Here is a 9,989-nt window from a genome sequence, read left to right on the forward strand (position 1 = left end):
TAAGCCTTGGAGCTTCCCGTTTGTTTTTATTGTCAACGATCCGGAACGAATGGCTGCCCCAAGGAAGCCGGCGTGTTCATCATCGTCAGACGCTTGTTGCGCGAGATTAGAACGAGAACCACGACGGTTGCCAGATAGGGCAGCGAAGAAAGGAACTGCGAGGGCACCGGAATGCCAAAAGCCTGTGCATGAAGCTGGCCGATCCACACCGCGCCGAAGATGTAGGCGCCGGCCAGCACCCGCCATGGCCGCCAGGAGGCGAACACCACCAGCGCCAGCGCGATCCAGCCGCGGCCGGCACTCATGTTCTCCACCCATTGCGGCGTGTAGACCAGCGAGAGATGGCCGCCGGCAAGGCCGGCACAGGCACCGCCGAAGATGACCGCGAGGTAGCGATAACGGATCACCTTGATGCCAAGCGCATGCGCCGAGGTGTGGCTGTCGCCGATCGAACGCAGCGTCAGTCCGGTCCGGGTCTTGAACAGGAACCACATGACGGCCGCGGTCAGCGCGATCGAGATGTAGAAGATCGGATCCTGCCCGAACAGCAGCCTGCCGACCACAGGGATTTCCGTCAGGCCGGGAATGTAGAGGTTGGGCAGCCTTTCGCCGGGCTGGCCGACGAAGCTGGTGCCCATCATGCCGGACAGGCCAAGGCCGAGCAGCGTCAGCGACAGGCCGGTCGCCACCTGGTTGGTGGCCAGCGACAGCGTCATGACGGCAAACAGCAGCGAGAATACCGCGCCCATGGCGATTGCCGCCAAAAGGCCGATCCAGGGCGAACCGGTGAGATAGGTCGCGCCGAATCCGCCGACGGCGCCCATGATCATCATGCCTTCGACGCCGAGATTGAGCACGCCGGAGCGCTCGACCACCAGCTCGCCGATTGCCGCGATCAACAGCGGCGTTGCCGCGGTGGCGATGGTCAGAAGGATGTTTACGGTGATGTCCATCAACGGGCTTCCTTCAGCTTCGGTGCGGCTTCGAGTTTGGCCACGCCTTCCGGTTTGGTCAGCGCCAGGCCGATCACGCGGATGCGGTAGTGGATGAGCGTGTCGCAGCCGAGCACGAAGAACAGCAGCATGCCCTGGAACACCCGCGCCACCTTGTCGGAAATGCCGAGCGCGCTTTGCACCGCTTCGCCGCCGAGATAGGTCAGTGCCAGAACCAGTCCGGCGGCAACGATGCCAAGCGGGTTGAGACGGCCAAGGAACGCCACGATGATGGCGGTGAAGCCATAGCCGGGCGAAATGACAGGCTGCAGTTGCCCGATGGCGCCCGAGACCTCGGAGATGCCGGCGAGTCCCGCCAGCGCGCCTGACAGCAGGAAAGCAAAAAAGACCATGCGGTTGAGGCCGAAGCCGGCGAAGCGCCCTGCCCGCGGGCTTGAGCCCAGCACGCGCACCTCAAAACCTTTCAGCATGCGGCTCATCAGGATCCAGACCAGCACCGCGGCGACCAATGCGAAGACAAAACCCCAGTTTGCCCGCCCGGCATCCGGCATCAGCTCCGGCAACACGGCCGAATCGTTGAACTGGATGGTCTGCGGGAAACCATGGCCCTGCGGATCGCGCCAGGGTCCGCGCACCAGCCAGTCGAGGAAGAGCTGCGCGACATAGACCAGCATCAGGCTGGTCAGTATCTCGTTGGTGCCGAAGCGAGTCTTGAGCAGAGCCGGGATCGCCGCATAGGCCGCGCCGCCGACCATGCCGAGCAAAAGCATCAGCGGCAGCACCAGCGGACCTTCGAACTGCGGAAACAGCACCGGAATCATCGAACCGGCAATGCCGCCGAGGATGAACTGGCCTTCGGCGCCGATGTTCCAGATGTTGGCCTTGTAGCAGACCGACAGGCCGACAGCGATCAGGATGAGCGGCGCTGCCTTGATCGCCAGTTCATGCAGCTGCCAGACCTGGCTGATCGGCTCGATGAAATAGATATTGAACGCGGTCAGGGGATTGACACCGAGCAGCGCGAACATGACGGCGCCGGCAATGATGGTCAGCGCAAAGGCGATGAACGGCGACAGGGCCGAAAAAAGCATGGAACGCTGCGGGCGTTTGACGAGTTCGAGGCGCATCATGCCGTCTCCAGCGAGTGTTCGGCGTGGCCTGGTTCGGCGCCGCCCATCAGCAAACCTACCTTTTCGAAGGTTGCCTCGGCGATCGGCATAGGCTTCGACAGCTCGCCATTGTGCATGACCGCGATCGCGTCCGATATCTCGAACAGCTCGTCGAGATCCTGGCTGATCACCAGCACCGCCGATCCGCTGCGCGACAGCTCGATCAAGGCCTGGCGGATGTGAGCGGCGGCGCCCGCGTCGACGCCCCAGGTCGGCTGGTTCACCACCATGACGCTTGGCCGGCGGTCGAGTTCACGGCCGACGATGAATTTCTGCAGATTGCCACCCGAAAGGGCCGCAGCCTCCGGATCCGGCGCACTCTTGCGCACATCCATCGCCTCGATGATGCGTTGGGACGCGGCTTGGATGGCACCGCTCTTCACCATCCCGCCGGAACCGACGAACGCCTTGCCGTCGGTGGCATGGCGCGACAGCAGCAGGTTTTCGGAAAGCTTCATGCGCGGTGCCGCACCGTGGCCGAGGCGCTCCTCCGGCACGAAGGCGGCGCCCAGCAGTCGGCGTCCGGTGATGCTAAGGCCTCCCGCATCCTTGCCACGAATGCGCACCGAGGCGGCATTCTGCTGCAGCACTTCGCCTGAAACGGATTCGAAGAACTCGCCCTGGCCGTTGCCGGCGACGCCGGCGATGCCGATCACCTCGCCGGCGCGGACGTTCAGGCTGATGCCCTTGAGCGGTATTGAGAATGGCGTTGCCGGCTTGCGGCTGAGGTTGCGGATTTCGAGCAGCGGCTGCGCCTTGTCGATGCCCTCGACCGGCGCGCGCACCACGGCCTGCACCTCGTTGCCGACCATCATGCGAGCCAGCGAAGACGCGGTTTCCTCGCGCGGATTGCAGTGGCCGACGACCTTGCCGTGGCGCAGCACGGTGGCGCGGTCGCAGATGCGTTTGACCTCTTCGAGCCGGTGCGAGATGTAGAGGATGGATTTGCCTTCCGAACGCAGGCGCTCCAGCGTCTCGAACAGCTTGTCGGCTTCCTGCGGCGTCAGCACCGAGGTCGGCTCGTCCAGGATGATGAGCTGCGGGGTCTGCAGCAGGCAGCGGATGATCTCGATGCGCTGGCGCTCACCCACCGACAGGTCGCCGACAAGCGATTCAGGATCGAGCGGCAGGCCATAGCTGAAGGAAAGCGCCCTCGCCTTGGCCGCGATGCTGCTGATCGGCGAGCCGTCGTCCAGCGATAGCGCGATGTTTTCGGCCGCGGTCAGCGCCTCGAACAGCGAAAAATGCTGGAACACCATGCCGATGCCGAGTTTTTTCGCGGCGCCGGGGTTGGAAATCCTGACCGCCTGGCCGTTCCAGAAGATCTCTCCGGAATTGGGCTCCAGCGAGCCGAACAGCATCTTGACCAGTGTCGACTTACCGGCGCCGTTTTCGCCGAGCAAAGCGTGGATTTCACCTCTGGCGATGTCGAGATCGATGTGATCGCACGCCGTCAGCGTGCCGAATATCTTGGTGAGGCTACGCACCTCGAGCAGGTTCGTGCCGTCCTGATTTGCACTCACAGTGCCTCCCATCTGGTTAGCCAGACATGTTCTGTGTTCCCGCAGGCATGGTAGGCGCGGCCGGCTCTCATCGGAAAGCGGCACGCGTCTTGAAAGAGCTTCAAGAATTTCAGCGGAAATTCAAGGGATAGCAAGGCAGAACGAACTAAGGGATGAGAATGGTCGTCCCTGTGGTCCTGCGGCCCTCGAGATCGGAATGCGCCTTGCCGGCGTCTTTGAGCGCATAGCGCTGGTTGATCTTGATCTTGACGGCGCCACTGAGCACGACTTCGAACAGGGCAGCGGCGGAGGCCTCGAGGTCTTCGCGCTTTGCGTTGTAGACGAACAGCGTCGGCCTTGTAGCGAACAACGAGCCCTTCTGAGCCAGCAATGACATGCTGAACGGCGGTATAGGTCCGGAGGACTGGCCGAAGCTGACGAACATGCCGAGCGGCCTCAGGCAGTCGAGCGAAGCCGGAAACGTGTCGTTGCCAACCGAATCGTAGACGACATCGCACTTCCTGCCGCCGGTGATGGCAGCAACCCCGGCGACGAAATCCTGTTCCTTGTAGTTGATGACATGGTCGAAACCATGCGCCCTCGCGAGCTCGATCTTGTCGGACGAGCTGGCGGTGCCGATGACGGTCGCGCCGAGGTGTTTTGCCCATTGGCCGAGGATCAGCCCGACGCCGCCGGCCGCGGCGTGGAACAGGATCGTGTCGCCTGCCTTCACCTTGAACGTCCGGCGCAGCAGATATTCCGCCGTCATGCCCTTCAGCATCATCGCGGCGGCCTGTTCGTCGCTGATGCCATCCGGAACCTTGACGACCCGGCTGGCATCGATGACGCGCTCTTGCGCATAAGCCCCCGTCGTCACCGCATAGGCGATGCGATCGCCCGGATTCAGCCAGTCGACGCCCTGGCCGACCTCCAGCACCACGCCGGCGGCTTCGCTGCCTGGCACGAGCGGGAAGCCGCCGGGCGGCGGATAGAGGCCAGAGCGATGATAGACATCGATGAAATTGAGGCCGATCGCGGTGTGCCGGACCAGGATCTGCCCGGATCCCGGCTGACCGAGGTCGGCGTCCTCGTAGGTCAGGACTTCCGGGCCGCCGTTGGCGTGAATGCGGATCGCTTTGGACATTGCTAGGCTTCCTGTGGGGCTAGGCTCTCTGTGGGAGTGGCTGATCAGGCCTTTTTGGCACCGAGATTGGGAAAGAACTGCATGATGCCACCGATGCAGGCAAGGTAAAGCCCGGTGATGGTGATGCCGATCTTGGTGAAGGTGCTGACCTGCTCGCCCAGCACGCCGATCTGATCGTAGAAGGCAGCGAGTGCCGCCTGGGCCAGGGCAAGCGCGCCGAAAGCGCACCACAAGAGAGTCATCCCAAGGTTGATGCGCCGCAGCCGCACCACCCGCACCGGGTGGATGAAGTTGATCGGTACGAAAGTCAGGACGCCGGCCACCACCACCACCGCAAACGAAACCCATTGTCCGGGCTCGATGACGAACAGGGTGAACACCACCATGTTCCAGACCACGGGGAACCCCTTGAAGAAATTCTCCTTCGTCTTCATGCCGGTGTCGGCATAGTAGATGGCGCTGGAGACGACGATGATCGCCGCAGACAGGAATGACAGGCCCTCGCCCATGAAGCCGCGCTGATAGAGCGCGAAGGCCGGGATCAGCACGTAGGTCACGTAGTCGATGATGTTGTCGAGCAGTTCGCCCGACCAAGTCGGCAGGATTTCCTTGACCTCGAGCTTCCGCGCGATCGGCCCATCGATGCCGTCGACGAACAATGCCAGCCCGAGCCACCAGAACATCGCCGTCCAGCGCTCTTCGCTTGCCGCTACCAGCGACAGGAAGGCCAGGAACGACCCCGAGGCGGTCAAGAGGTGGACGGAGAACGCTCTCGCCTGTGGCCAGGTGACCTTCTTCTTCGGGCGCGGAATCCGGTCCGTGATCTTTTTGGCGGCTTTTCGGGCCGTTGTGTTCTTGCTCACGGGCCCCGCCAATCCAGCTTGCAGATTTCGGCCGAACGGCCGGCGAAATTCCAGTTGCGGCCGAAAGCCCGCATCTTGCTCTTGTCGGACCGGGCCACGATGATCTCAGGCGCGATCCAGTATTCCGAATTGCTGATCACCGTGTCCTTGTCGCGGTCCTTGCCGGGGATGGGTGTCACCGCTCCGTCGATAATCTTCGGTATCTGGAATATACGCGTCTTGTCACGCGTCTCATAGGTGATCGGCACCTGCTCGACGCCGAGGAATTTGCCGACGAGGATGGAGAGCAGCGATGTGGTTCCGCCTGCCTTGCCGGTGAAGATCTTGGTCAGCGCCTTGACCGCGTAGACAGAGGCGCGGCTGTCGATGAACAGGCCCGCGGTCCAGTTGCCGCGGCTCATGTAGCCGGGAATTTCCATGACCAGCCCGAGATTGAGGCCGGACAGATCTACTTCACCGAAATGGCCGGCATCGATGCGAAATCCCGCCCAGGTCTGGCAGTAGCCTTCGGTCGGCGGATGATTGCCAAGCGACAGCACGCAGGGGCAAAAAACCGTGCAATTGCAGGAGAGTACGAGCTCTCCCTTCATCGCCCAGCTCTGGTCTGCCATCGATTTTCCCCCACTCACAGCGAGACTACTAGCAGCGCGGCTGCCCAGACAAGCAGTATCGCACCGGCCAGCCGGGTTGGAACCCTGCTGGCGGTTTGTTTTTCGATCAGGGTGAACAGCCCGATCAACGCCATCCAGAAAATGTTCATGACGCCAACGGCGAACATCACCAGCATCAAGGCCCAGCAGCAGCCGAGACACCACAGACCTTGAGCGACACCGAGCCGAAAGACGCTGGCCGGCCTGGCGCTCCAGTTCGCGAAAAGGATCGAGAACGGGTTCTTGCATTTCTTCAGGCAAGCTTCCTTCAGGCCGCTGAACTGGTAGACACCGGCAATCAGCAGAGCGAGCGCAGCGGCAAGGCCGACGACCGGATCGAGCATCCCGGCTGACGAGGCGAATGCATGGGCGGCCAAGGTCAGCGCCGCGAACATCATTGAAGCGGCGAGCCAGACGCTGAGGTAACCGGCGACCAGCACCAGCGGGTGAACGACCGGTTCGCCCTTGATGCGAGCCGTGTCAGTGATTTCGCAATAGGTGCGGATCATCGGCGCCGCCGAAGGCAGCATCGTCGCGATCGCCATCAGGAACCACATGAAAACGAGCGCGCCGGCCTGCAAGCCGAGACTTGTGTCCAAAGGCACCGGTGAGAGGCACAGCACAAAGAACCGTTCCAGGAAATCGGGCAGCGGCAGTTGCGGCAGGCTGCGCAGCATCGTGTCGCCGGGGGCGCTGACGCCTGCAATCCCGCCTTCGGCGCCGCGGATTGCCATCGCGGCAAGGGTCAGCCAGGCAAGCAGGATGCAAGCGCCGACAACGACGTTTACCGTGACGCGAGGACTGCGCGCGATGCCGGCCATGGCGCGGCCGGCGCGGTCGAGATGCCTGAAGTCGTCCTGCTGGCCGGTCATGACATCCGAATGGGCCGAATCGCCGCGTTGATCAAGCGGCATGATCTGACCTATATGCTCATCGAACGGCAGGTCGGGTGGACCGCCTCGCATTGCAAGCCGGAAGCCGATCTTGGAGCATCAGCAAACTGCGCGGATACTGGTTGCCGGCACGGGGCCGGCAGGACTGATCGCGGCGCTCGGTTTTGCCGCCGAGGGTTTCCCGGTGACACTGGTCGGGCCGGAGGCCACCGCCCCCGATGGCCGCACGACGGCCCTGATGAACCCTGCCTTGAAAGTGCTCGACCGGCTTGGCGTGCTCGAAGCCGTCAAATCCAAGGCGGCGGCCCTGAAAGTGATGCGCATCGTCGACGCCACCAGCCGGCTGATCCGCAGCCCGGTCGTCACCTTCCGTGCCAGCGAGATCGACGAGGACCAGTTCGGGCTGAACCTTCCCAACAGCGTGCTCAACCCGGCACTCGCCAGCGCCGTTGCCGCGCATGCCGGCATCGACCGGCTGATGCCGATGGTGGCGAACTGGCATCTCGATGCCGAGCGCGCCCGTGCCGTCCTGTCCGACGGCAGCACGGTCGACGCAGCGCTGGCGGTCGCCGCCGATGGGCGGTTGTCACCGGCGCGCCAGGCGGCCGGCATCTCGACCTCGGCCCGGTCCTACCCGCAGGCAGCTCTCGTCCTCAATTTCGGCCATGGCGGCGACCATGCCTTCACCTCGACCGAATTCCACACCGAGACCGGTCCGTTCACGCAGGTCCCGCTGCCCGGCAATCGCTCCAGCCTGGTCTGGGTGGTCAAGCCCCAGACCGCGACCGACCTCGCCGCACTGGACGATGCGACGCTTTCTCAGCGGGTCGAACAGCAGATGCAGTCGATGCTGGGCCGGGTAACGGTCGAGCCAGGCAGGCAGATCTATCCGCTTTCGGCGGTGACGCCACTGCGTTTCGCCCGAGATCGGGTGGCGCTGGTCGGCGAAGCCGCCCATGTGTTTCCCCCGATTGGTGCGCAAGGCCTCAATCTCGGCATCAGGGACGTCGACGATCTAATTGGAATCGCTCGTGAAAATAGAGCCGATCCAGGTGCAGCCAAGGCGCTTGCAGCCTACGATTTCAAGCGCCGCCCCGATATTCTGGCGCGCAGCAGCGTGGTCAACCTGCTCAACATGTCGCTGCTTTCCGACATGCTGCCGGCGCAGATGGCCCGCGTTGCCGGGCTCGGTGTGCTCGGAGGCTTCGCGCCGCTTCGGGCTTTTTTCATGCGCGAGGGACTTCGTCCCGGCAGCGGTTTTGCCGCGCTTGCTGGCGGGTTAGGGAAACAGGTCCGGCGCTAGGATATTGTGCCGGATCAGGTAGAGCAGCCCGGTGACGGTCACGACCGACAGGCAGGTTGTGATCAGCACACTGGCCGACGCGCGCTGTACCCAGACGCCATACTGCTGGGCGATGACGAAGACGTTGGTGGCGGTCGGCAATGCCGCCAGAAGCACCGCCGAGAAGACCCATGTCTCAGAAAAATTGCCGATCCAGCTCAGCACGACATAGCAGAGCAACGGGTGCAGGATCAGTTTCAGCGCCGCAATCGGAACCATCTCATGCGGGACGCGATTGAGCGGCCTGAGCGCCAGGGTGACGCCCATGGCAAACAGCGCGCAAGGTGCGGCCGCCCGGGAAAGATATTCCAGAAGTCGCTCCACCGGCACGGGCGGTCGAAAGCCGATATAGGCGGCGCCGACACCCAGGGCGGTTGCGATGATGAACGGGTGCAGCACGATCTTGCGCACGACACCCAGCGCAAGCCGGAGAGGAGTGGTCTTCTCGTCGCCCGACAGCGCCATCATCATGGGTGCGACGGCGAAATGCATGATGTTCTCGAAACAGAAGATCAGGGCGACCGGCACGGCAGCCTCCTCGCCGAAGGCCAGCAATGCCAGGCCCGGCCCCATATAGCCGATATTGCCATAGGCGGCCGCGAGCGCCTTGATGGTCGATTGCGCTATCTCGCCGCGCGAGGTCAGCACCGACCCCATGAACATCAAGGAAAATATCATGAAGGTGGAGACGACCGAACCGAAGATGAAGCGCCATTCCGTCAGGTCTTCGAACGGCGTCCTGGCAAGCAGTTGGAAGAAAAGTGCCGGCAGCGCGACATAGACGATGAACGTGTTCATCCAGCCGAGCGCCTCCAGCGGCTGCCTGGTGATGCGCGCCACCAGAAACCCGACAAAAATCAAGCCGAAGAACGGAAGAACAAGACCGATGACGTCAGACATTTTTATGCTGGTCCGAAACCCTGGCGCCGGGCTAGCCCGTTGCTTGATAGGGCGTCAAGCGCCTCGGGATTGAATTGATGCGCGGTCTGCGCCAAATAAGCCCAAGGAATTCAGTGGTGAGTACGATGAAAACAGCCAAATTCGCAATCGGACAGGTGGTTCGCCACCGGCTGTTTCCATTCAGGGGCATTATTTTCGACGTCGACCCGCAATTCGCCAACACCGACGAATGGTACGAAGCCATCCCCGCCGACGTTCGACCGCGCAAGGATCAGCCTTTCTATCATCTGCTCGCCGAGAATTCGGAGACCGAATACATCGCCTACGTCTCCGAGCAGAATCTGCTTGAGGATCAGTCGGGTGAGCCGGTCCGGCATCCGCAGATCAAGGAGATGTTCGACAAGAGGCCGGACGGCGGCTACCAGCCGAAACGGCAGTCAAGGCACTAATCCGCGGAGAGACGGGCACAACAAAAGCGGGGCATGACCCTAATGCAGTTCACTTAAGTTGGGCTGGATGAGGATCTGGTAAGACCTATCGAACAGGATGGAGATTCGTTTCCATCCTGTTCGT

The 9,989-nt window shown here is 62.6% G+C and carries 10 protein-coding genes; 2 read left to right on the forward strand and 8 right to left on the reverse strand.

The annotated features are described in order from the left end of the window. Positions 1-32 precede the first annotated feature (32 nt). From NKI21_RS14390 to NKI21_RS14420, 7 genes are all read right to left on the reverse strand, one after another. A complete protein-coding gene (locus NKI21_RS14390) occupies positions 33-953 on the reverse strand; it encodes an ABC transporter permease (protein WP_031213469.1) in 921 nt (306 codons plus the stop codon). Further along, positions 953-2,083, reverse strand: a complete 1,131-nt coding sequence (locus tag NKI21_RS14395; RefSeq protein ID WP_352721481.1) for an ABC transporter permease — start codon at positions 2,081-2,083, stop codon at positions 953-955. The genes NKI21_RS14390 and NKI21_RS14395 overlap by 1 nt, the downstream gene beginning before the upstream one ends. Next, positions 2,080-3,657 carry an ABC transporter ATP-binding protein gene (locus NKI21_RS14400; RefSeq protein ID WP_352866032.1) on the reverse strand — a complete coding sequence of 526 codons (1,578 nt, stop codon included), beginning with the start codon at positions 3,655-3,657 and terminating at the stop codon, positions 2,080-2,082. Before NKI21_RS14400 ends, NKI21_RS14395 begins: the two co-directional genes overlap by 4 nt. Positions 3,658-3,790: 133 nt before the next feature. Next, positions 3,791-4,768 (reverse strand): quinone oxidoreductase family protein, encoded by a 978-nt coding sequence (locus tag NKI21_RS14405; protein ID WP_352759856.1) that lies wholly within the window; start codon positions 4,766-4,768, stop codon positions 3,791-3,793. A 44-nt stretch (positions 4,769-4,812) separates the two neighbouring features. Continuing rightward, positions 4,813-5,631, reverse strand: coding sequence for a phosphatidylcholine synthase (gene pcsA / locus NKI21_RS14410; RefSeq protein WP_023811884.1), 819 nt, complete (start codon positions 5,629-5,631; stop codon positions 4,813-4,815). Continuing rightward, entirely contained in the window at positions 5,628-6,242 is a 615-nt protein-coding gene (locus tag NKI21_RS14415) for a DUF1326 domain-containing protein (RefSeq protein WP_352721485.1), read from the reverse strand. The genes pcsA and NKI21_RS14415 overlap by 4 nt, the downstream gene beginning before the upstream one ends. Positions 6,243-6,256: 14 nt before the next feature. Then, complete coding sequence (locus NKI21_RS14420) at positions 6,257-7,195, reverse strand: DUF2182 domain-containing protein (protein ID WP_352795463.1); 939 nt, start codon at positions 7,193-7,195, stop codon at positions 6,257-6,259. Positions 7,196-7,265: 70 nt separating this feature from the next. On the opposite strand from NKI21_RS14420, the gene NKI21_RS14425 reads away from it, so the two are divergent. Beyond that, the gene (locus NKI21_RS14425; RefSeq protein ID WP_128305845.1) at positions 7,266-8,477 is read left to right on the forward strand and encodes a UbiH/UbiF family hydroxylase; all 1,212 of its coding nucleotides are present in this window, start codon (positions 7,266-7,268) and stop codon (positions 8,475-8,477) included. On the opposite strand, the gene NKI21_RS14430 is transcribed toward NKI21_RS14425, so the two are convergent. Beyond that, positions 8,454-9,416: an AEC family transporter gene (locus tag NKI21_RS14430; RefSeq protein ID WP_352866035.1), complete on the reverse strand. Its 963-nt coding sequence runs from the start codon at positions 9,414-9,416 to the stop codon at positions 8,454-8,456. The two genes, NKI21_RS14425 and NKI21_RS14430, sit on opposite strands and share 24 nt — an antisense overlap. Positions 9,417-9,541: 125 nt before the next feature. On the opposite strand from NKI21_RS14430, the gene hspQ reads away from it, so the two are divergent. Next, positions 9,542-9,865, forward strand: coding sequence for a heat shock protein HspQ (gene hspQ / locus NKI21_RS14435; protein ID WP_023811879.1), 324 nt, complete (start codon positions 9,542-9,544; stop codon positions 9,863-9,865). Positions 9,866-9,989: the final 124 nt, after the last annotated feature.

The organism is Mesorhizobium sp. M0715 (assembly GCF_040320355.1).
Taxonomy (GTDB): Bacteria; Pseudomonadota; Alphaproteobacteria; order Rhizobiales; family Rhizobiaceae; genus Mesorhizobium.